This window comes from Bradyrhizobium sp. USDA 376, assembly GCF_054063675.1.
Genome location: NZ_JBSSGN010000001.1, coordinates 7959581 through 7981656, shown reverse-complemented (window position 1 = coordinate 7981656; position 22076 = coordinate 7959581). Strand labels below are relative to the sequence as shown.

Sequence of the window (22076 nt, the reverse complement as noted above, 5' to 3'; positions counted from 1 at the left end):
CGCGTCGTGCCGGGTTTTCCGAAGGTGCGGTACAATCCAGCTCCATTCACAGTTGATTCCCAATACAGCTGAGCGTAAACATCCGTGAAGTTGTGCAGGATTTTTAGCATGCGGGCGAGAACATCTGGGCGCAATCTTCGCTATCCGTCGGCCAATCCGGCCTGATCGTTGCTTCCCGCCGAGTTTCGTCGCATGCCCGGTGAATTGCAGATTGGCGAGGCCGTCGCAAGGGGCTATCCGCCCGCGGTGCTCTACCTGCGCAACGACGAGACCGTCACGACGGAAGTCTGCGCATTCAACTATTTCTCGGTCTTCATGAAGGACCATCCGGACGTGGATGCCCACGTCTGGTTGTTCGACGGGGCGGGCAAGCAGGTTGGATATTTCCACAGGGAACTCGGAGTTAACGGGCAATTGCAGCTGCAGACGTCCGAGCTCTGTCCGCGCGTTTCGGGAACGGTGGCGATGGCGCTGGTGCCAAAACATGAGGCCCAGCTACGCCCCGGACGAAAGGTGACGACCGGCTATTACGCACAATATTTCTCGCAGCACGGCGCAATAACTCTGTCGCACGAGCGCGAGCCCGTCGCCGCATCGCCATTTCCGACCACCGCCTGGATGCAATCCTATCTCACACGGCTCCTGAAGGAGTCCGGCGTGGTGCTCGTGAACTCCTGCATGGCATCTCAAGGCGTTTCGGTAGGGACGGCTCGGCTCATGGCTCTGGACGGCACCGCCCTGGGCGAGCGGGTACTTCCGGAAATTGCGCCGATGGGCGCGGCCCGCATCAGCACGCTGGACCTGTTCCCCGAGGCCGAAAGGTTGGTGGGTGCGGGTGAGGGGTTTGCCCTGGAGTTCAAGGGCACCAACATCGCCAGCCCGTTCAGCTATTATGAATTTGCCAACGGCAAGTTCAGCTTGCACCACTTTTAGAGGCGGCGCCCGTGACACGTTTCTCGTCCAGTCCCTGGAAGCCTCACGAGCCCAGATTCATGTTCCCGACCTTTGCGGGCATCGAGTCGCGCATGGGCTTCTCGATTCCCGCCTGGTATCGTCCGGTTGACGTCCGATATCTCCGCAGCCTCGTCGCTGGCAGCCTGCGCAAGAACTTTCGCGAGACGGTCAAGGACCTCGTTCCCGAACTCGCCAGCCTTGTCGCCTCGGGTTTCAGCAAGAAGCTCAGGTTCAAGCTGCACATCCTGTCGCGGCAGGGCGACTACCGGGCGACCTACGAGTTCCCGGAAAGCTATGCGCCGGGCGCCACCGTCGAGATCGAGCTGTCGCGCCTCTTCGCGTCGCTCAAGCTGCCTCAGGACGATTATCTGGTCATCGCCGTGATGTCGCGCGGACGCATGGACGGGTTTCGTTCCTCGCCCGCAAGCTATTCCATGACCTATGTGGATCAGGACAACGTCGCGATCTATCGCACCGGCGCATTTGCCCGGCCGCTGAACGAGGGCAGGCTAAAGGCGCATGTCGGCTTCACCGGGATCAATCCGAAGATCATTGCGACCAATGACATCGTCAGCAGCCTGATGCTGATCAATCATTCCTCCGATCCCGAATATGCTCATGCGGCGCGACCGACGTCGAGGCTGATCCGCGAGGACGGCGAGGAACTCGAAGCGGACTTCGGCGAGATCCCGCCGCTTGGCGCACGCGAGATGTCGGTTGTGGATATGTTTGGCAGTCGTGTGTTCGACTTCCTCAAGCCGTTCGGCGGCCGCGGAAGCACAGTCACCACCTGCACCGGGGTCACGCTCGCGAGCCTGCATTTGCAGCGCACGAACGATAACCGGCGGACGCTGCTGGGCATCGAGCACTCGCGCCCCGCTCACATGAATCTCGCCGGCATCTTGCAACACTGATTTGGAAATCGATTGACGGAGCGTGGGTCAATGCTGTCATCGCTCGGCGGTCCTGGCCGATTGCTGAATTTCGACGAGCGCATGAAGGCTCCATCCCTCGGCCTGGTGATGGGATTCTGGGTCATCTCGAACGTTCTGGTTATCGCCTGGTGGTGGGCCGACATATCCGACAGGTTTCTGCCTGGCGTGCTGCGATATGCCGGAATAGCCTTCTTCGTGGGTGCGGCTCTCGTTCCGCTCGTGCTGCTCTTCAAGATTCGAAGGAGTTTCTTCAATCCGGTCGTGCTGGGGTTGCTCGTTTGTTGCTGTCTTGCGCTGTCCATCACCGCGCACGAAGCCAACCTGCTGCGCGAGCGGCTGCAGTTCAGCCTCGATCACGAGCGCGAATTTGCCCATATCGATGCCGTTGAAGGCGTCATCCGGCCGTTGATCGCCAGGATCACCGAGGTTTACGTCCAGATTCTTGGCGACGATCACACCCGGGGAGGCTCGACGTTTCATACCCACATCGTCGCGAACTACATGTTCGATTCGCTGTCGTTCCTTGCGGTATTTGCGCTGGCGACGCTGCTGCTTTCGCCGACGGCGTCATGGCTGTGTCTGCTGACTTTCGCGTTCTACACTCAGATCGCGATCTATCCGGGACGCATGGGCCCCGTCTTTATCGCGGGCGGATTGTTCTGGCAGCTCTTTCTGCTGGTGTCGCGTCGGTATCCAGCCGCGATCATTTCGGGGTTGATCATCAGTTTCGGTCGCACCGACGTCGTGTTCGCTTCGGCATTCGTGCTTCTGAGTCTTGCCGCTTTCGAGCGGCGATGGCCGACGCTGAAGGAATGGGGCCTGTTTGGCCTGCTCGTCGGCATTTCGATAGCCGTGCCGAAGATTCTGATCTGGATGCACCCTGGAACGGACTTCAGATCATTCCTGATCACGCACGGGGATTATTTCTCCAAGCTCGTCGTCAATCTGCTTACCATGAAGCTTGCGGTGGCGATCGCCAGCCCCGTCCTCGCGATCGTGATCGTGAGGACGTTTGCGCTGACGCGGACGATGGCCGTCGTCCTTCCGGCAGGGCTGGTCCATGTGGGGATCGTCTTTGTGATTGCCGACTTCTCCGAGACGCGACTGATCATACCTGCGCTGACCGCGCTTGCTTTTGTGGCCAGCGAAGCGCTCGGAAAATTGCTCGAAACAGGCGCTACGGACCGGGGCGTGACGACCACCCAGGATGCCTCGCTGGCCGACGGGCGCTGAAGGCGCGGGGCGTCACCAGACGTCAGGTCGGTCAGAAATTGATCCGTTCGCGCTCGACCACGATCGGCCGTCGCCGGACCTGGTTGTAGATCGCGACGATATATTCGCCGAGTACGCCGAGGAAGAACAACTGCACGCCACCGAAGAAGAACAGGCCGATGATGATCGTGGGGATGCCGTGCGGACCGATGTCGAAGCCGGCTATCTTGAGCAGGAACACGACGAACGCATAGGCGAAGCTCAGCGACGAGATGATCAGCCCGAAGAAGAACGCGGTACGTAGCGGCACGGTCGAGAAGCTGATGGCGCCGAGCAGCCCCTGGTCGATCAGGCTCGACAGCCGGTTGCGCGAGATGCCGTGCTTGCGCGCCAGCCAGGTGTAGGGCACGCCGATCGAGCGGAATCCGCATTCGAACGGCATCATCCGCATGAAGGGCTGGACGTCTTCGAATTGCTTCATCGCGTCGAGCACCTTGCGATCGACGAGCTGGTAGTCGCCGACGTCGGCCGGGTAGTCGACATAGGACATGCGGCTGATCATCTTATAGTAGAGATGGCGCGCGGTTCGGCTCAGGAGAGGCTCTTCGCGCCGGGCCCGGATGCCGAACACGATCTCGTAGCCTTGCTCCCAGTGCTTGACGAAAGTCGGGATCAGCGACGGCGGGTCCTGCAAATCCGCGGGCATGAACAGCACGGTGGCATCGCCTGTCGAGGCCAGCACGCCGTTGTAGGTGTTCCTCAACACGCCGAAGTTCCGGGCGTTCACGATGACCTTCACCGAGGGATCCTCGGCTGCGATCTCCTTGAGAATCTCCACGGTCCGGTCGCTCGAGGCGTTGTCACAGAAGATGTGCTCGCGCTCGTAGTCCGGAAGCTCGCGGTCGAAGATATCCTTGACCGCCGCGTAGCACTCCCGGATTCCCGCCTCTTCGTTGTAGCAGGGCGTCACAAGGCTGATCTTTTTCCGCATCAATCCTCCAGGACGTCCATCGAGCGGGATCAGTCGCCCGTGGGGAAGCGGGCAGCCGGCGGCCGCCCGAGGGGACTGGCGCGCCGGTGGTGGGGTTGCCATCGTTCAATCATTTCTTTAGCAGGTAAGTCGACAACTTCAACCGTTCCGGGAACAGGGCGGGGATGGTTGGATCTTGTTGACAAGACTGGTCTAATCGTTCTGATGTGACGTTTTCTGCTGGACGGGTATGAGCATGAAGGCCGTGATTCTGGCAGGTGGATTCGGGACTCGCATCACCGAAGAGAGCCACATCAAGCCGAAACCCATGATCGAGATCGGCGGCAAGCCGATCCTGTGGCACATCATGAAGATCTTCTCGTCGCACGGTATCGACGAATTCATCATCTGCTGTGGCTACAAGTCCTACGTCATCAAGGAATATTTCGCTAACTACTTCCTGCACATGGCGGACGTCACCTTCGACCTCGCCAACAATTCGATGGAAGTGCACAACAAGTTCGCCGAGCACTGGAAGGTGACGTTGATCGACACCGGCCTCAACACCATGACCGGCGGCCGTCTCCAGCGCGTCAGGGACTATGTCGGCAACGAGACGTTCTGCATGACCTATGGCGACGGGCTGGCTGACGTCGATATCGGCGCGCTGCGGGAGTTTCATCGCGCTCACGGGCGTCACGCGACGGTCACCGCCATCCAGCCGCCGGCGCGTTTCGGCGCGCTCGATATCGGCGAGGACGTGGTCCGGCATTTCGAGGAGAAGCCGCGGGGCGACGGTCGCTGGATCAACGGCGGCTTCTTCGTGCTGGAGCCGGCGATCTTCGACTATCTCGGGGACGACGCCACCATCTGGGAGCAGGAGCCGCTGAAGCGCCTGTCGCAGGACGGACAGCTCGCGGCCTACCGTCACACCGGCTTCTGGGAAGCGATGGACACCCTGCGTGACAAGCTTCATCTGGAGCAGCTCTGGGAGAGCGGGCAGGCCCCCTGGAAGCGATGGCAATGAACCCTGGCTTCTGGACGGGCAAGCGCGTTCTCGTTACCGGCCATACCGGCTTCAAGGGCGGCTGGATGGTGGCCTGGCTGCGGCATCTCGGCGCCGAGGTCGCGGGTCTCGCGCTGCCGCCGTCGACGACGCCCAACCTGTTCGATCTGGCGCAGACTGCACAGGACATCGTGTCGGTCTTCGCCGATATCCGCGATCCGCTCGCGGTCAAGGCGGTGTTCGACCGATTCCGGCCCGAGATCGTGTTTCACATGGCCGCCCAGGCGATCGTGCGGGCATCCTATGACGATCCGGTCGGCACCTATGCGACCAACGTCATGGGCACCGTGCACGTCTTCGAGGCGGTGCGGACCTCCGGCGTGCGCGTGGTGGTCAACGTCACCAGTGACAAATGCTACGACAATAAGGAATGGGTCTGGGGCTACCGCGAGACGGATCCGCTCGGTGGCAAGGACCCCTATTCCAGCAGCAAGGCCTGCGCGGAGCTGGTCACGGCGGCGTATCGGTCGTCGTTCTTCAGCGGAACTCGCCGGATCGGATTCGCCAGCGCTCGCGCGGGCAACGTCATCGGTGGCGGCGACTGGGCGCAGGATCGTCTCATCCCCGATGTGATCGCCGCGATTCGCAACGGACAGCCGGTGCCGGTCCGCAATCCCGATGCGGTGCGGCCCTGGCAGCACGTGCTCGAGCCGCTGTCGGGCTACATTCTGCTCGCCGAGCATCTGTGGCGCGATCCTGCTGCCTTCTCCAGCGAATGGAATTTCGGTCCCGACGCCGATAGCGTGCGCACGGTGCGCTGGCTGGTCGACCGTCTAGCCGTCCTCTGGGGTGTTCCGCCGCAGCAGATGCCGCAGCCGGGACAGCATCCGCACGAGGCGAGGCTGCTGTCACTGGACAGTTCCAAGGCTCGGGCTCATCTCGGCTGGGCGCCGCGTTGGGATCTCGATCGTGCCGCCTCTGCCGTGGTGGAGTGGTACAAGGCGTTCGAGCAGGGCGCCGCGGTCAGGCCGGTGATGGTTGACCAGATCGACGCTTTCATGAACACCGGGCGGGATTAGCCGCCCTTCAATTCGGATCAATATGATGGCCACCACGTCAACGAGACCGCTTACCGAGATCAAGAGTTGCGAGGTCTGCGGCAACGACAAGCTCGTGCCGGTGCTCGATCTCGGCCTGCATCCCCTGTGCGACGACCTGGTGGCGGTCGGCGATTCGCGCCAGTGCCGCGAATATCCGATTCTGATCGATTTCTGCCCGACATGCGCCACCGGCCATCAGCGCTTCCAGGTTCCGAAAGAGGACCTTTTCCCCAAGGATTATCATTACCGCTCACGTTTCACGGCCGATGTGCTCTCGGGGATGAAGGGTCTCGTGGCGACCTGCGCGGAGCGGATGGGCCCCTTGACCGGCAAGATCGCGCTCGACATCGGCTGCAACGACGGCAGCCTGCTCGATTTCTTCCGTGAGGCAGGCGCGACAACGGCCGGCATCGAGCCGACCGGCGCGGCGCAGGACGCCGCCGCCAAGGGCCATTTCGTGGTGCAGAACTATCTCAGCACGGAGACCGCGGCCGAGATCCGTCGCGCCGTCGGCACGCCCGACATCATCACCTTCACCAACGTTTTCGCGCATATCGAGGATCTGAACGGCGTGCTGGCGGCGCTGAAGGCGCTGCTCGGGCCCGAGACGGTGATCGTGATCGAGAACCACTATCTCGGCGCGGTGCTGGACCGGCATCAGTTCGACACTTTCTATCACGAGCATCCGCGCACCTACTCGTACAAATCGTTCAGCTTCATCGCGAGATCGCTTGGCCTCGACATCGTCAATGTCGAGTTTCCCGCGCGCTATGGCGGCAATATCCGCGTCATTCTCGGACACGCTGCCAAGAGCGATGCCGTCGCAGCGGAGATCGTCGCACGCGAAAACAATTTCCGGACCGAGTTCGCCCAGCTCGCGCGCGATGTCGAGCTCTGGAAGGCGCGCAAGGGCGCAGAGCTGAAGAAGATCATCGCGGCGCATGGTCCCGTCAGGGCCAAGGCGTTTCCCGGCCGCGCGGCGATCCTGGTCAAGCTGCTGGGACTGACCGAAAAGGAGATCGTGGCGGTCCACGAGAAACCCGGCTCGATCAAGATCGGCCATTATGTGCCAGGCACGCGCATTCCGATCGTGTCCGACGACGAATTGTTCGCGCATGGCGACCAGGGCAAGCCACTGCTCAATCTCGCCTGGCACATCTCGCGCGAGATCCGTCAGTATCTCCAGGACAACGGATACAAGGGACCTGTGATCGACGTGCTTGGCGCGGACGATTTCCATGCCTGAGGCGCCCGTTTTCACGATCCTCGGATCGGGTTTCGGGATGTATGGATATCTGCCTGCGCTGATCGAGTGCGGGATGAAGGTGGCGCTGCCGGAGCGCTACCGTGCGGTGGTCGGCGGGCGAAGCGAACTCGTCCAATATATGCCCGAGGTGACCTGGTGTCCCGGCACCGAGGAGGCGTTGGCACAGGCGAGCGGTGCGGTGATTGCGCTTCGCCCTGCCGACCAGGCCGGCTGGATGGCGCGGCTGGCGGAGATGCCCGACATCCGAGAACTGATCCTGGAGAAGCCGGTCGCGCCGACGCCGCAGCTTGCGGCGCAGCTCATCGAGGCATTCGAGCACACCGGCAAGCGCTATCGCGTCGGCTACACCTTTCGTTTCATGCCGTGGGCGGAGCGGCTTCGCGCGGTGCTCGGCGAGAAAATCGACGGGCTTTCGCTGGACTGGAGCTTCATGGCGCATCACTACCGCGCCAATCTCGCGAACTGGAAGCGGTTCGACGCCAGTGGCGGCGGCGCTCTCCGCTTCTACGGCATCCATCTGATCGCACTTCTCGCAGAGCTCGGCTACGACGATGTCTCGTCGTCGGCGGTTGGTGGCCCCGCGGATGGCGAGACGGCGTCCTGGGAGGCGGTCTTCACTGCACAGGCCCTGCCGCCATTTGCGCTGCGGGTCGACAGTCGCTCCGCGAAGACCTGCTTCAGGATTGCGGCAGGCGAAGGTGGGCCCCCCATCGTGGACCTGCTCGATCCCTTCGCGTCGGTGAATCAGGCCGCTGCGAATGTTCGCGATCCCAGGGTCGATGTGCTTGCACGCTTGTGCCGCTCGCTCGACGCGGACGACGCAGGCCACGCAGAGCGTCAGCGCAACATCATCGCGCTGTGGGCGCGGGTGGAGGCGACGACGTCTCGCCGGATTGCCACGCCATGAGTTTGGCTGGCAACGGTGCGAGCCGCTACCACACGCTCCGCCCGCCATCCATCACCAGGTTCTGCCCGGTCATGTAGCTCGACGCATCCGAGCAGAGGAACTGGACCGCGGCGCGATATTCGTCGACCTCGGCCATGCGCCCCATCGGGATCAGGCGGGTGAGCCGCTCCACGAACGCGGGATCCTGGTTGTTGAAGACGCCGCCCGGCGAGATCGCGTTGACGCGCACGCCGTGGTCGGCCCAGTAGGTCGCCAGATATTTCGTCAAGCCGATCAGCCCGTGCTTGATCACCGAGTAGGTCACGGGCTTCACCGGCTGCTCCTCCTCGCGCGTCACATGCGGCTGGCGGTAGAGCCGCTGGTCCGGCGCGATCACGCCGAGATCGGAGGCGATGTTGAGGATCACGCCGCGGCCGCGCCGGGCCATCTGGCCGCCGAATTCCTGCGCGCACAGCATCGCCCCGGTCAGGCCCACGGCGATCTCGGTCTGCCATTGCGGCACCGGGAACGCTTCGAAGCGCGAGGAGTGCATGACGCCGGGGCTCGAGGTCACCTTCGGATCAATCGCGGCGTTGTTGACGAGGATGTCGATGGTGATCCCGCGGCCCGCGAGCTGATCGCTCGCGGCGCGCACCGAATCCTGCGCGGTGACATCGAGCGCGAGCGCGATCAGATCGGCGGAGGGCGTGGCCTGTTTCAATGCGGCGATCGCCGCCTCGGCCTGCGCGAGGCCGATTTCGGTAACGACGACACGCGCGCCCGCTTCGGAGAGCGCGGCGACATGCTGCCGCCCGAGCAGGCCGCCGGCGCCGGTCACGAGCGCCGTGCGTCCGGCGAGGTCATAGCGGGAGGAGGGGCTTGCCATTGAGAGGCTCCTGTTCAGCTGCGCAACTGGCCGCCATCGGCGACCATGACGCTGCCGGTGATGAAGGCGGCGCGGGGCGAGGCAAGGAACGCGACGAGGTCGGCGATCTCTTCCGGCTTGCCGAGCCGTCGCAGCGCCACCTCGCGCGCAAGCATGTCCTCGACCGCGGCCTTGTTCTCGGCGAGCTTGCGCGCCCAGGTCCCCTCGGCGGCGAGGATATTGCCCGGGGCGACGGCATTGATGCGGATGCCCTCGAGCGCCAGCGGCCGCGCCAGTCCGCGCACGGTCGCATTCAGCGCTGCCTTCGCGGCATAGTAGGTCACGGGCGCGCCGAGCGCCGCCATGCCGGCGATCGAAGAGATGCAGACGATGGACCGGTCGCCGTTGCCGCGCGCCATCAGCGGCCGTGCGGCCTCGATCGTGTTGGTGGTGGCGAAGAGGTTGAGGTCCATCACCCGTGACCATTCCGCCGCGGTTTCCTTGCCCGGCGGGACCGAGGCGCCGCTGCCGACGTTGCAGACGAGGACGTCGAGGCGGTCCCACTGCTGTTCGACGTCCTGGATCAGTGCCGCAGCGGCGACCGGATCGGTGACGTCGGCGATATGGATCGAACTCTGTCCGCCGACGGCCGCGCGCGCCGTGTTCAGCGCATCCGAGCCGCGTGCGGCCAGCGCGACCTTCGCTCCCTCCGCGGCAAGTGCAGCGGCAATGGCAAGGCCGATGCCGCGGCTGGCGCCGGTGACGAGAGCGACGCGGCCTTCCAGCTCGAGCTTCATCGCGCCGCGTCCTCGATCCAGCCGACCGTCATGTCGCGATATCTGGCGAGCGCGCCGGCATGGTCGCCGTCGGCGGCGCGTGCGGTTTGCAGGATGTACTGTCCCCTGTAGCCGGAGCGCTCGATCAACCGGATCGTCTTGGCGAGATCGGCATTGCCGGTGCCGAGCGGCACGGTGGTGCCGCCGCGAACGCGGTCCTTCACATGCACATTGAGGATGCGCGGCGCGTAGGCTTCGATCTCCTCGGCACTGTCATAGCCGAGCGAGGCGCTGTTGCCGCTGTCGTAGTTGATGCCGAACACGTCTGCCGGAAACGCCTCCATGAAGCGGGCGAGATCGCGCGGCGGCAGATCGGATTCGAAGACGATCTTGACGTTCTGTCTAACAAGCTGTTCGCGGCGGGCGATCAGCACCCGCTTGAGCGTATCGCTCTCGCTCTCACGTTCGATCTTGCCATTGTCGACCAGCGGGATCACGACGAACTCGATGCCGATCCGGCTGCAGGCGGCAATCAGCAGATCGAGATCGCCGACGAGAGCGTCGCGCACGACGGCATCGACTTTCCAGAACGGCGCCTGCATGAAGCAGTCCCCGGTCAGGCTCGGAATGCGCAAGCCGTTCTCGCGCGCCAGCGCGATGATCTCCGCCTGGCCGGATTCGGTCATGAGCGGATTTTCCCGCAGCCGTTCCTGATCGATGGTCCATTCCATCCGCGTCAGGCCGAGCGCCTTGGCGCGGAGAAATTCATCGCGCCATTCATCCCACGGGAACGCCTGAATCTTGCCGTCGACCAGTGCCGACAGGCGTCCCTGCATGAAGCCGATGCGTTGCAGTGTTGGGGTCACGACTTGTTATCCGAGCTGATGGCGAGGCCCTTGGCGGTCCAGCCGCCGTCGACGAAGATCTCCTGGCCGGTCACATAGGCCGAGGCGTCCGACGCCAGGAAGATGGCGGCGCCGACCATGTCGGCGGGTTGTCCCCAGCGGCCGAGCATGGTGTGGCGGCGCCGCTCTTCGTGCATGGCGGGATCGGCAAAACTCTTCGCGGTCATCTCGGTCGCGACATAACCGGGCGCCAGCGCGTTGACGCGGATGCCGTCGCTCGCGTAGTCGGCGGCGAGCGCGCGCGTCAGTCCGGCAAGGCCCGCTTTCGCCGCGACGTAACCGGGATTGCCGGGGAAACCGCGGGTCGAATTGATGCTGGTGACGTTGATGATCGCGGCCGAGCCCGTGGTCTTGAGCAGCGGATAGGCGGCAAGGATCGTGGCGTAGACGCCGGTGAGGTCGGTCGCGACCGTGGCGCGGAAGCGCGCAAGCTGGCTTTCGGCGCCCTGCGAGGGAAGGCTGATGCCGGCCGCGTTGACCAAAGCGTCGACGCGTCCGCCTTGCGCCGCGATGGCGTCGAACGCGCGTCCGATCGCGGCATCGTCAGAGAGATCGCAGGCCATCGCAGTGACGCCTTGCGGCGCGGTCCCGGAACGGCTGAGACCGAACACCGTGGCGCCGGCCTCCTTGAGGCCGCCCGCGATTGCAGCGCCGATGCCGCGCGAGGCGCCGGTGACGACGGCGATCTTGCCGGCAAGAGAGAAGGCGCTGAGATCAGGCATAGCCGTAACTGCGCATGATGGCGCCACAGAGCTTGACGTCTTCCGGGCGGTCGATCTGGAACATCTTGTGGCGCTCCATCAGGTGAAAGCCGATCTTGCCGCCGAGACGGTTGCTCTGCTCGCGCAGGAGTGAAGGAATCAGCACGTAGAACGAGCCGTTCTCCAAATAGCGCTTCTCGATCTGCTGCCGCATGCGGCGGTTGCGGTAGTCGTAGTTGATCGGCTCCGGCCCGTTTTGGCCGATGCGCCAGTTGAAATAGTCCTCGACCTCGCAAACCGAGAGCAGGCTGTCGAGATGCTCGCGATCGAAAGTCGCAAGCGCCGCCTCGATGTCGCCGGGCTCGCGGATCGGCGAGGTTGCCTGCAGCGCGACGATGCGCTCGAAGCGGCCCATCCGCTCGTCGACGGCCTCGAGCGCATGCAGCCAGGCGGATTCGGAGGAGGCGAGGTCGCCCGAAATATCGTCGGGACGCCGCACGCCGACCGCACCGGCGGCTTCCGCCGCTTCCAGTATCCTGTCGCTGTCCGACGAGACCGCCACCACGTCGACGCCCTGCGCGGCGCGCGCCTGCTCGACCGTCCAGGCGAGCAACGGCTTGCCGCAGAGATCGAGCAGGTTCTTGTGCGGGATGCCTTTGGAGCCGCCGCGGGCGGCGATCACGGCCAGCGTCTTGCGCGCCATCAGATGTGTCCCTCGAGGCGCTCGAGTGCGGTCCAGAAGCCTTCGCCCATGTTCTTGTGGCCCTGCCAGATCTCGGGAATGAAGGATGCGGTGGGGGCATGCTTGCGCAGCACCTGTCCGATCTCGTCGAAGTCGATCTCGCCTTCGCCGACCTGCAGGCCTTCGCCGTCGAGGCCCTTGGCGTCGCCGAAATGCAGATGCGCGGTATGAGGGCCGAGCTGGGCGAGGCCCTGCGCGAAGTCGAAGCCGAAATGATTGGCGGCGAGTTTGGTGTGCGAGATGTCCACGCACATGCGCAAATCATGCTTGGCGCAGAACGCGGCCGATTCTTCCGGGAAGATGAAGATGTTCTGGTGACGCTGGCCGCCGAAATGCCAGGGGAAGGGCGCCATGGTCTGCGGCGTCAGCTCGACGCCGTCCATGTCGAGCTCCTTCAGGCTCTGCGCGAAAATGCGGTAGCGCTCGGCCTTCTCTTCCGGGGGCAGCGGCTCGTCCATGGTGAAGCCGCCGATATTGGCGACGATCGGCGGACGCTTCGTCTTGGGAAAGAACTTCTTCAGGCCGCGGGTGATGTCGATCACCGCCTGCGTCTGCTCGAGCGAATAGCGGCGCAGCGCCTCGTCGGGCGTTGCGAGATCCATCAGCTTGGAGCCGGCGAACAGTTCCGGCGCATGCACGACGAAGCCGATATCGTAGGTGCCGGAGAGATAGGCCGCCGGATCACGCTCCATGTCGCTGTAGCTGAGATGGAATTCGATGATGTCGGGCTCGCAGATCTCGAGAAAGCGCTCGGTATCGTGATAGCGCACCGGCACGCCCCAGGGCCGGTCGAAGCGGTAGCGTCGCGCCTTCGCGGCGCCCGCGTCGAGGTCGCTCTGGAAGAAATAGTCGTCGGCCGCCATCCTGCGCTTGAGAGTCTTGCCGATCAGGGCCGGCATCTTCAGCGGCGACAGGCCCTGGCCCGGGCTCTTCACGGCGACGTCGTCCTCGGAGATGACCGTGCCGGCTTCGATGTCGCGCGCAGCGACGAGGCTCTTTGCGAGGTTTTCGCGGTTGATCAGCTCGCCCTGGCTGAGCGCGCGCTCGGCGAGCTTTTCGCCGCGCGCCGCTTCCACCTCGCGGATGCCGGTGACGAGCGCCTTGAACTCCTCCGGCTCCAGGCTCGCGGCGTGGTCCGGGCCTTCCATCTCGCGGTCGAGCGTGATGTGACGCTCGATCACGACGGCACCGAGCGCGACCGCCGCGGTCGACACCGCGGTGCCGCGCTCATGGCCGGAATAGCCGACGACCGGGTGGATCTCGCGCAGCGTCTCCATGAAGCGCAGATGGATGTTGTGCAGTGCTGCGGGATACGTGCTCTGGCAATGCAGCAGCACGTAGCCGGCGTTGCGGTCGTCGAGGAATTTTGCCGCGGTCCTGATCTCGTCCGTCGTGCTCATGCCGGTCGAGACGATCAGCGTCTTGCCGGTCGCGGCGAGCCGGGCGAGCAGGGGAAGGTTGGTCAGGTCGGCAGAAGCAACCTTGTAGGCCTGCACGCCAAAACCTTCGAGCACCGCGACGCTCTTCGCGTCCCAGGGCGTGCAGAGATATTGAATGCCCTTCGAGGCGCAGTAGTCGGCGATCTTCTTCTGCTGCTCCGTGGTCAGCTCGAAGCGGCGGAGCAGGTCGAGCGTGTACTCGACGGCGAGGTCGTCGTCCTTTCCGGAGAGCGAGGAAGCGCGATAGACCTCGTCGAGCTTTCGCATCTGGAATTTGGCGCAATCCGCGCCGGCCGCGACCGCGGCGTCGACCAGCGCGATGGCGCGGTCGAAATCGCCGTTATGGTTGTTGCCGATCTCGGCAATGACGTAGCAGGGCTCGCCCTCGCCCAGGAGGCGGTTGCCGATGCGGACTGGAGCAGGCTGTTTGGGCGGTGTCATCAACATTCTTGTCTCATACGTCAGGCGGATCGCGCCGGAAGGCGCGATTTCCACGTCCGCAGTCCGTTCTCTTCGAACATGATGCGCGAGCAGCTGTGCCCCTGCTGCTCCAGCGCCGCGATGAGCTGGTAACGCTCGAACGGACGCACGAAGAACATGAAGTAGCCGCCGCCGCCCGCGCCCAGCAGCTTGCCGCCGACGGCGCCGTGCGACTTGGCGAAATCGTAGAGGGCGTCGAGCTCGCTTGAGGAGATCTTGGAGCTGAGCTTGCGCTTGGCGTGCCAAGCTTCGTCGATGAGGTGCCCGCAATCAAGCAGGCGGCCGCGCAGCAGATGCTTGCGGATCTCGCGCGTCACCTCCTTCTGCTTGGCAGCGGCGGTCACCGCGTCGGTCGTCTCGTGCTGCGCCTTCTGGTCGCGATGGATCGCGCCGGAGTCGCGGCCCGCGCCGGTGTAGCAGAGCACGAGGCTCTCCTCGAGCTCGGCGATGATGTTGGGGTCGAGACGCAGCGGTACGATGGTGTTCTGGTCGGAAAAGAACTCCATGTGGTTGAAGCCGCCGAACACGGTGGCGTATTGATCCTGCCACCCGCCCGGAATGTTGAGCATCAACCGCTCGGCCTGAAACGCCATTTCCGCGATCTCGTGGCGATCCCATTGATCGCTGCGAAATTCGTTGAAGCAGCCGATGATGGCGGAGGAGACCACCGCCGAGCCGCCGAGGCCGGAGCCGACCGGGAAGTCGGCGGAGACCTCGAGCTCGAACCCGTAGGTCGGCTTGATCAGGCGCACCACCGATTTGATCAGGGCGAGATCGCCGCCCGTGCCGAGCTCGGCGAGATTCTCGGCCTCCACCGTGCGGCGAAAATCGTGCGAATAGATTCGGATGCGGGGATCGCTCCGGCGCCGCAAGGTCGCATGCGCGTACATCTTGATCGTGGCGCTGATCACCGCGCCGCCGTCGTTGGCGACGAAGTAGTGCGTCAGATCGGTGCCGCCGCCGGAGAAGGAAATGCGGACCGGCGAGCGGGCACGCGCGAAAACCTCGCTCTCCTCCGACAGGTTGAACAGCTCGCGGCTGAACACGTCGACCAGCCGGCCCTCGGTATCGAGGATGGGCACGACGTGCACGCGCTGATCGAGCAGCTTGAGGATCTGCTCCCGCGGTCCCCCGGCCTGCGCCGAGACGAAGTTGCGATTGATGCAGGCCGCCACCTGGTCGTGGATCGTGACGCCCGTCAGCATCCGCCGGCGGATGTCGCCATCGGTCACCGCGCCGACGATTCGTCCGGCCGCATTCTGCGCGAAGAGGATCCCGAGCATGTTGGCGTTGAGGCGCCGGAAGGCTTCCTCAATGGTCTCGGTTTCGGCGATGGTGAGGTGGCTCGTTTCTGCCAATGTGATGGATCCAAAAAGGGAAAGGAATTTCAGGCCTTTAACCCCGCCACGAGCCGCCTTTTCGAGTCGTTAGATACGGCAGGGGGGCGGATCATGCAAGTTTCCCGGAATCGAGCGTCTTCGCGCCGCAAATGGGCTCATCAGCGCCGGAACCGGCTTCATCAAGGGCCGGCTTGGACATGGCAGACCGCTCGCGGTGTCCTGCCCCAGCTGGTTGCGCCACAGGCGTTGCGGGGACGGTTCGGCCTGCCTAGTCTACCGCTCGCCTTGCCTTGCCGTCTGCTTTGCCTGTATTTGACCAACCTGGCACTTGCGGACGGTCGGCCTTTGCCTCGGCCGGCCCCGTCCGCGATCACCGGCTTTTACCGGTATGATGAAGGCTCTGCATGATTAGATTTGGGCTGCTCGGCTGCGGGCGAATTGCCAAACGCCACTCCGACCTCTTGGGCGGCAATCACGTAGAAGGTGCGAGCCTCGTTGCGGTCTGCGATCCCGTCCGCGCACGCGCCGATGCCATTGCCGGAAAATTCGGCGTGCCGGCGGTCTACGACATGGATGACTTTCTCGCCCGCAAGGACATCGACGCGGTCGCGGTGCTGACGCCGAGCGGGCTGCACCCGGCCCACGTCATCGCCTGCGCCAGGGCCGGCAAGCATGTCGTGGTAGAAAAGCCGATGGCACTCCGGCTGCAGGATGCCGACGACATGATCCGTGCCTGCGACCAGGCGGGCGTGAAGATGTTTATCGTCAAGCAGAACCGCTTCAATGTTCCCGTCGTCAAGGCGCGCGAGGCGCTCGATGCCGGCCGTTTCGGCAAGTTGATCCTGGGCACCGTGCGCGTGCGCTGGTGCCGCGATCAAGCCTATTACGACCAGGACGCCTGGCGCGGCACCTGGGCCTATGACGGTGGCGTGCTCACCAACCAGGCGAGCCATCACATCGACATGCTGGAGTGGTTCTTCGGCGACGTCGTCAGCGTGCATGCGCGCGGGATGACGGCGCTCGCGAAGATCGAGACCGAGGACACTGCGGTTGCGACGTTGAAGTTTCGTAACGGCGCTCTCGGAATTGTCGAGGCCACCACGGCGGCGCGACCGACCGACCTGGAGGGATCGCTCTCGATCCTCGGAGAAAGGGGCACGGTGGAAATCTCCGGCTTCGCGGTCAATCAGATCCGGCATTGGCGCTTCGTCGACGAGCTGCCGTCCGACAAGGATGTGGTCGAGAAGTTCTCGGTCAACCCGCCCAACGTCTATGGCTTCGGCCATCAGGCCTATTATCACCATGTCGTCGACTGCCTGGTGAACCAGCGCGCCGCTCTGGTCGACGGGCTCGAGGGCCGCAAGAGCCTGGAGCTGATCTCCGCGCTGTATGAATCGATCGAGACCGGCGCGGAAGTGCCGCTGCGATTTACACCGCGGCTGAGCCGCCTGGGTGTCGTCACGTGAACAAGCCGGACATCCATCAGGCCGCTATTCGCGATGTCGCGTTCGGTGTCGGCGTGAAGGTCGTCGAGCCCTGCAATCTCTATGGCTGCAAGATCGGCGACGATTGTTTTGTCGGTCCGTTCACCGAGATTCAGAAGGGCGTGGTGATCGGCGCGCGGACGCGCGTGCAGTCGCATGCCTTTGTCTGCGAACTGGTGACGATCGGCGAGGACTGCTTCATCGGTCATGGCGTGATGTTCATCAACGATACGTTTTCGACCGGTGGCCCGGCGCGCGGCCTCAAGGAACTGTGGCGCGAGACGGTGATCGGCAATCGGGTGTCGATCGGCTCGAATGCCACCATCCTGCCGGTGAAGATCACGGACGACGTCGTGATCGGCGCGGGCTCCGTGGTGACCAAGGACATTACCACGCCGGGCACCTATGCCGGCAATCCGGCGCGCCGGCTGTAGACCGGTAACTTTAAGGGAATACGATCGATGGCCGTGCCTTTTGCCGATCTGCATCTGCAGCATCAGACCATCAAGAGCGAGATCGATGCTGCAATCGCGGGCGTGATCGGTGACAGCGCGTTCATTCGCGGCAACTATGTCGATGCCTTCGAACGGGAATTCGCCGAGGCAGCCCAGGTGAAGCATTGCGTGTCGTGTGCCAACGGTACCGATGCGCTCTATCTCGCCATGAAGGCGCTGAAGGTGAAGCCGGGTGACGAGGTGATCACGACGGCGCATTCGTGGATTTCGACGGCGGCGATGATCACCCATGCCGGGGCCTCGGTCGTGTTCTGTGACACCGACGGCGCGACCTTCACGATCGATCCGGCGGCAATCGAGGCCGCGATCACCCCGCGCACCGTCGGCATCATCCCCGTCCATCTCTACGGTCAGCCCGCCGACATGGATGCGATCATGGCGATCGCAGCCAGGCATGGACTATGGGTGATCGAAGACTGCGCGCAGGCGCATCTGGCGCGCTACAACGGGCAGATGGTGGGTACATTCGGCGCCGCTGCAACCTATTCGTTCTATCCAGGCAAGAATCTCGGTGCGATGGGGGATGCCGGCGCGGTGGTCACCAATGACGGCGGACTTGCCGAGCACATGACGATGTTGGCGCGCCATGGCGGGCTAGTGAAGCATCAGCACCAGATCGAGGGCATCAACAGTCGGCTCGACGGCCTGCAGGCGGCCATCCTGTCGGCGAAGTTGCCGCATCTGGCGGCCTGGACCGAGGCACGACAGGCTGCAGCAAAAGTCTACGACGCAGGACTCGGCCAAATCGAGGACACCATGGTACCCGCGATCGCGCCCAAGCGCAGTCACGTCTACCACCTCTATACCATCCGCCATCCGCGCCGCGATGCATTGGCCGCCCACCTCAAGGCCAATGGCGTGCAGACGGCAATCAACTATCCTACTGCATTGCCATTTCTGGCCGCCTATCAGCGGCTCGGCTACCGCACGGAGCAGTTTCCGAACGCATATCGCGACCAGACGCAGATATTATCGCTGCCGATGTTTGCCGAAATCACCCGTCGGCAGCAGGACGAGGTGATCGACCTGGTTCGCAAATTCTAGCGCTCGTCCGCGATCACCTTGCCGTCGTTAGGCAGCGCGCCTGGGCCGACCAGCTCGATCGCGCCGCCGAGCTTTGTCACCGCCCGCAATGTGCCCGCGATCTCCTCGCGCAGCGCCTCGCTTGCCGCCGCCGTTTCCGCCTTCAGCGTCATCGCGTCGGTTTCGCCCTGGCGCGTGACGACGAGACGGAGGCGGCCGAGTGCGGGATGACGCTTGCTGATCTCGGCGACCTGCTCGGGACGGACGAACATGCCCTTGACCTTCGTGGTCTGGTCGGCGCGGCCCATCCAGCCCTTGATCCGCATGTTGGTGCGACCGCAGGGGCTGGTGCCCGGCAGCGCGGCGGTGAGGTCGCCGAGCGCAAGCCGGATCCAGGGATGGTGCGGATCGAGCGAGGTGACGACGATCTCGCCGACGTCGCCCGGCGCGACGGGATCGCCGGTGCCGGGCCTGACGATCTCCATGATCAGGTCCTCGTTCACGACCATGCCTTCACGGGCCTCGGTCTCGAAGGCGATGAGACCGAGATCGGCGGTGCCGAAGGCCTGGTAGGCGTCGATGCCGCGCGCCTTGATCTCGGCCTGGAGGGAGGGCGGGAAGGCCGCGCCCGAGACCAGCGCGCGCTTGATCGAGGAGACGTCGCGACCCGCGGTCGCGGCTGCATCGAGCAGGATCTTCAGGAAGTCCGGCGTGCCGCTGTAGCCGACCGGCCGGTAGGCTTCGATCAGCTCGAATTGCTGCTCGGCATTGCCGGGACCCGCGGGGATCACCGCGCAACCGAGTGCGCGCGCGGACGAGTCGAAAATGAAGCCGCCGGGCGTGAGGTGATAGCTGAAGGTGTTGAGCACGATGTCGCCTCCCCGGAACCCGGCCGCGAACAGCGCCCGTGCGCCGCGCCACGGGTCGGGCTGCCGTCCTTCCGGCTCGAAGATCGGCCCCGGAGAGGTGAAAAGCCGCGCGAACGAGCCCGGTGCCGCCGCCACGAAGCCGCCGAAGGGCGTGGAGGCCTTGTGCAGGGCCGGCAGTTCCGACTTGCGCAGCACCGGCAGGCGCGCCAGCGCCGCTCGCGTGGCCACTGTGTCCGGATCCACGCCTTTCAGCCGCTCGGCATAGGCAGGGGCCGCCATCGCGCTACGCAGCACGCCGGGCAGGCGCGAAAACAGCTCGGCCTCGCGCGCAGCTTGCTCGCGCGTCTCGAGGGCGTCGTAATGGGCGGTCATGGCTGATCTTTCCGGGTTGGCATCCGTTGCACGCCGCCGCTGGCATGGGTATCAGACGGCCATTGTCGGGACGTGGAGAGAGCGAGATGGCGGAAGAACGGATCATGGCGGCGGAGGAGACGGCCGGCGTCGTCGCGCGCCTGAAACGCCGCATGATCGATGACGCGATGCCGCTCTGGTCCACCGTCGGCTGGGATCATGCCGCGGGCGGCTTCATCGACCGGCTGCACCGCGACGGCACGGCCGATGCGGCCGCGCCGCGGCGGGTGTTCGTGCAGGCGCGCCAGATCTACTGCTACGCCAAGGCCGCGCAGATGGGCTGGTATCCGGAAGGGCGCGCCATCGCGCTGAAGGGGCTGGAGCACCTGCTGGCGAAGGCCAAGGCGCCCGACGGCAGGCCCGGCTATGTGCACCGGCTGACGCCGGATGGCGCGGTGCTGGACGGCCGGCGCGATGCCTACGACCACGCCTTCATCCTGTTTGCGCTCGCGACGGTCTACGCGCTCGACAGGGATGCGCAGGTTCGCGCTGAAATCGACGCGCTGCTCGCCTTCCTCGACGGCCACCTGCGCTCGCCGCATGGCGGCGTCCACGAAGGCCTTCCGGCCTCGCTGCCGCGTCGGCAGAACCCGCACATGCACCTGTTCGAGGCGATGATCGCGTGCTTCGACGCGACCCACGACCTGTCGTTCCAGAACCGTGCCGGCGAGTTCTTCGCGCTGTTCCTCGCCAACCTCTACGACAAGCGGAAGCACGTGTTGTCGGAGTATTTCGAGGAGGACTGGTCGAAGATCGAGCCGGTCAGTGTCGAGCCCGGCCATCAGGCGGAATGGGTCTGGCTGCTGAAGGGATTTGAGCGCATCACGGGTTGTCCGACCGGGCCGCGGCGCGCGGAGCTGCTGGCGACGTCGCTGCGCTATCGCGACGAGGCGACGGGCTGCCTGATCGACGAGGGCGATGCGAGCGGCAACATCCGCCGCAGCACACGCCGGCTGTGGCCGCAGACCGAGATCGCGAAGGCGTGGATCACGCAGGCCGAGTCCGGCGAGGCGGGCGCGGCGGACGAGGCGCGCGCGGCGCTGGTGCGGCTCGAACGGCATTATCTCAGCCATCCCGTCAGGGGTGGCTGGTACGACCAGTTCGATCGCGACGGCAAATCGCTGGTCGACACCATTCCTGCGTCGTCGTTCTATCATGTTCTCTGCGCAGTCACGGAAGCGGAGCAGGTTTTGGAAGGTTAAAGCTCTTTTGTTTTGACGCGTTTTCTTCACGCGAACCGGGTCCCACTTCGCTCGAAAACGCTATAACCATCGCTTGCGCCGCTTGAAGCTCTTGAGGTTCTTGAAACTCTTGCGCTGGTCGCCGGCGCCGCCGAGGTAGAACTCCTTGACGTCCTCGTTGTCGCGCAGCTCGTCCGCTGTGCCGTCGAGCACGACCTTACCCTGCTCCATGATGTAGCCGTGGCTCGCCACGGACAGCGCGGCGCGCGCGTTCTGCTCGACCAGGAGGATGGTGACGCCGAGATCGCGGTTGATCTTCTGGATGATCGAAAACACCTCCTTCACCAACAGCGGCGACAGGCCCATCGAAGGCTCGTCCATCAGGATCATCTTCGGGCGCGCCATGAGTGCGCGGCCGATCGCGAGCATCTGCTGCTCGCCGCCGGAGAGGTAGCCGGCAAGGCCGGTGCGCTCCTTCAGGCGCGGGAAATAGTTGAAGACCATGTCGAGGTCGGCATCGACCTCGCGGTCCCTGCGGGTGAAGGCGCCGAGCTTGAGGTTCTCCAGCGACGTCATGTCGGCGACGATGCGCCGGCCCTCCATCACCTGGAAGATGCCGCGGCGGACGATCTTGTCGGGATCGATGCCGTTGATGCGCTCGCCCTCGAACAGGATCTCGCCGCGCGTGACCTCGCCGTCCTCGGTCTTGAGCAGCCCCGAGATCGCCTTCAGCGTGGTCGACTTTCCGGCGCCGTTGGCCCCCAGCAGCGCCACGATTGCGCCCTTGGGCACGTCGAGGCTGAGCCCCCGCAGCACCAGGATGACGTCGTCATAAACGACCTCGATGTTGCGCACGGCGAGGAGGGGCGGCGCGGGGACGATGCTGGGAGAAGGGCGCTCGATCTGAGCCGTTTCACTCATGGTTAGTTACTCTCTCGGTGTCGTCGCGGCTATATCCCGTCATTCCGGGGCGGTCCGCAGGACCGAACCCGGAATCTCGAGGTTCCGGGTTCGC

At 64.4% G+C, this 22076-nt stretch carries 21 protein-coding genes; 11 read left to right on the top strand and 10 right to left on the bottom strand.

Annotated features, from left to right (window positions below):
- The first annotated feature begins 192 nt into the window (after positions 1-192).
- The 3 genes from ACVJ19_RS37605 to ACVJ19_RS37595 are packed head-to-tail and all read left to right on the top strand — an operon-like array spanning position 193 to position 3122.
- Positions 193-933, top strand: a complete 741-nt coding sequence (locus ACVJ19_RS37605) for a hypothetical protein (protein ID WP_453954080.1) — start codon at positions 193-195, stop codon at positions 931-933.
- Positions 934-992: 59 nt separating this feature from the next.
- A complete protein-coding gene (locus ACVJ19_RS37600; protein ID WP_453954079.1) occupies positions 993-1868 on the top strand; it encodes a hypothetical protein in 876 nt (291 codons plus the stop codon).
- Positions 1869-1898: 30 nt separating this feature from the next.
- A complete protein-coding gene (locus tag ACVJ19_RS37595) occupies positions 1899-3122 on the top strand; it encodes a hypothetical protein (RefSeq protein WP_453954078.1) in 1224 nt (407 codons plus the stop codon).
- 31 nt (positions 3123-3153) lie between these two features.
- On the opposite strand, the gene ACVJ19_RS37590 is transcribed toward ACVJ19_RS37595, so the two are convergent.
- On the bottom strand, positions 3154-4092 hold the full coding sequence (locus ACVJ19_RS37590) for a glycosyltransferase family 2 protein (protein WP_453954077.1): 939 nt from the start codon (positions 4090-4092) through the stop codon (positions 3154-3156).
- Positions 4093-4327: 235 nt separating this feature from the next.
- On the opposite strand from ACVJ19_RS37590, the gene rfbF reads away from it, so the two are divergent.
- From rfbF to ACVJ19_RS37570, 4 genes are read left to right on the top strand one after another with little or no spacing between them, the layout of a single operon-like run.
- Positions 4328-5098 carry a glucose-1-phosphate cytidylyltransferase gene (gene rfbF, locus ACVJ19_RS37585; protein ID WP_453954076.1) on the top strand — a complete coding sequence of 257 codons (771 nt, stop codon included), beginning with the start codon at positions 4328-4330 and terminating at the stop codon, positions 5096-5098.
- On the top strand, positions 5095-6156 hold the full coding sequence (gene rfbG, locus ACVJ19_RS37580; protein ID WP_453954075.1) for a CDP-glucose 4,6-dehydratase: 1062 nt from the start codon (positions 5095-5097) through the stop codon (positions 6154-6156). The genes rfbF and rfbG overlap by 4 nt, the downstream gene beginning before the upstream one ends.
- Before the next feature lie 25 nt (positions 6157-6181).
- On the top strand, positions 6182-7423 hold the full coding sequence (locus ACVJ19_RS37575; RefSeq protein ID WP_453954074.1) for a class I SAM-dependent methyltransferase: 1242 nt from the start codon (positions 6182-6184) through the stop codon (positions 7421-7423).
- Positions 7416-8351 (top strand): hypothetical protein, encoded by a 936-nt coding sequence (locus tag ACVJ19_RS37570; protein ID WP_453954073.1) that lies wholly within the window; start codon positions 7416-7418, stop codon positions 8349-8351. Before ACVJ19_RS37575 ends, ACVJ19_RS37570 begins: the two co-directional genes overlap by 8 nt.
- Before the next feature lie 25 nt (positions 8352-8376).
- On the opposite strand, the gene ACVJ19_RS37565 is transcribed toward ACVJ19_RS37570, so the two are convergent.
- The 7 genes from ACVJ19_RS37565 to ACVJ19_RS37535 are packed head-to-tail and all read right to left on the bottom strand — an operon-like array spanning position 8377 to position 15596.
- Positions 8377-9216, bottom strand: a complete 840-nt coding sequence (locus ACVJ19_RS37565; RefSeq protein WP_453954072.1) for an SDR family oxidoreductase — start codon at positions 9214-9216, stop codon at positions 8377-8379.
- Between the two features lie 14 nt (positions 9217-9230).
- Entirely contained in the window at positions 9231-9992 is a 762-nt protein-coding gene (locus ACVJ19_RS37560) for an SDR family NAD(P)-dependent oxidoreductase (protein WP_453954071.1), read from the bottom strand.
- The gene (locus tag ACVJ19_RS37555) at positions 9989-10837 is read right to left on the bottom strand and encodes a sugar phosphate isomerase/epimerase family protein (protein ID WP_453954070.1); all 849 of its coding nucleotides are present in this window, start codon (positions 10835-10837) and stop codon (positions 9989-9991) included. The genes ACVJ19_RS37560 and ACVJ19_RS37555 overlap by 4 nt, the downstream gene beginning before the upstream one ends.
- The gene (locus tag ACVJ19_RS37550) at positions 10834-11598 is read right to left on the bottom strand and encodes an SDR family oxidoreductase (protein WP_453954069.1); all 765 of its coding nucleotides are present in this window, start codon (positions 11596-11598) and stop codon (positions 10834-10836) included. Before ACVJ19_RS37550 ends, ACVJ19_RS37555 begins: the two co-directional genes overlap by 4 nt.
- On the bottom strand, positions 11591-12280 hold the full coding sequence (locus ACVJ19_RS37545) for an acylneuraminate cytidylyltransferase family protein (protein ID WP_453954068.1): 690 nt from the start codon (positions 12278-12280) through the stop codon (positions 11591-11593). The genes ACVJ19_RS37550 and ACVJ19_RS37545 overlap by 8 nt, the downstream gene beginning before the upstream one ends.
- Complete coding sequence (locus tag ACVJ19_RS37540; RefSeq protein ID WP_456739498.1) at positions 12280-14199, bottom strand: N-acetylneuraminate synthase family protein; 1920 nt, start codon at positions 14197-14199, stop codon at positions 12280-12282. The genes ACVJ19_RS37545 and ACVJ19_RS37540 overlap by 1 nt, the downstream gene beginning before the upstream one ends.
- A 20-nt stretch (positions 14200-14219) precedes the next feature.
- Entirely contained in the window at positions 14220-15596 is a 1377-nt protein-coding gene (locus ACVJ19_RS37535; RefSeq protein WP_453954066.1) for a GHMP family kinase ATP-binding protein, read from the bottom strand.
- A gap of 386 nt (positions 15597-15982) precedes the next feature.
- Here ACVJ19_RS37535 and ACVJ19_RS37530 point away from each other — a divergent pair, with 386 nt between their 5' ends.
- Genes ACVJ19_RS37530 through ACVJ19_RS37520 form a run of 3 tightly spaced genes read left to right on the top strand, consistent with a single transcriptional unit; the run spans position 15983 to position 18621 of the window.
- Positions 15983-17044 (top strand): Gfo/Idh/MocA family protein, encoded by a 1062-nt coding sequence (locus ACVJ19_RS37530; protein WP_453954064.1) that lies wholly within the window; start codon positions 15983-15985, stop codon positions 17042-17044.
- Complete coding sequence (locus ACVJ19_RS37525) at positions 17041-17496, top strand: acyltransferase (RefSeq protein WP_453954063.1); 456 nt, start codon at positions 17041-17043, stop codon at positions 17494-17496. Before ACVJ19_RS37530 ends, ACVJ19_RS37525 begins: the two co-directional genes overlap by 4 nt.
- Before the next feature lie 27 nt (positions 17497-17523).
- Positions 17524-18621, top strand: a complete 1098-nt coding sequence (locus ACVJ19_RS37520) for a DegT/DnrJ/EryC1/StrS family aminotransferase (RefSeq protein ID WP_453954062.1) — start codon at positions 17524-17526, stop codon at positions 18619-18621.
- On the opposite strand, the gene ACVJ19_RS37515 is transcribed toward ACVJ19_RS37520, so the two are convergent.
- Positions 18618-19841 (bottom strand): phenylacetate--CoA ligase family protein, encoded by a 1224-nt coding sequence (locus tag ACVJ19_RS37515; RefSeq protein WP_453954061.1) that lies wholly within the window; start codon positions 19839-19841, stop codon positions 18618-18620. The two genes, ACVJ19_RS37520 and ACVJ19_RS37515, sit on opposite strands and share 4 nt — an antisense overlap.
- A gap of 86 nt (positions 19842-19927) precedes the next feature.
- Here ACVJ19_RS37515 and ACVJ19_RS37510 point away from each other — a divergent pair, with 86 nt between their 5' ends.
- Positions 19928-21082, top strand: coding sequence for an AGE family epimerase/isomerase (locus ACVJ19_RS37510; RefSeq protein WP_453954060.1), 1155 nt, complete (start codon positions 19928-19930; stop codon positions 21080-21082).
- 60 nt (positions 21083-21142) lie between these two features.
- Here the strand turns inward: ACVJ19_RS37510 and ACVJ19_RS37505 are convergent, their stop codons facing one another.
- A complete protein-coding gene (locus ACVJ19_RS37505) occupies positions 21143-21982 on the bottom strand; it encodes an ABC transporter ATP-binding protein (protein WP_453954059.1) in 840 nt (279 codons plus the stop codon).
- Positions 21983-22076 lie beyond the last annotated feature (94 nt).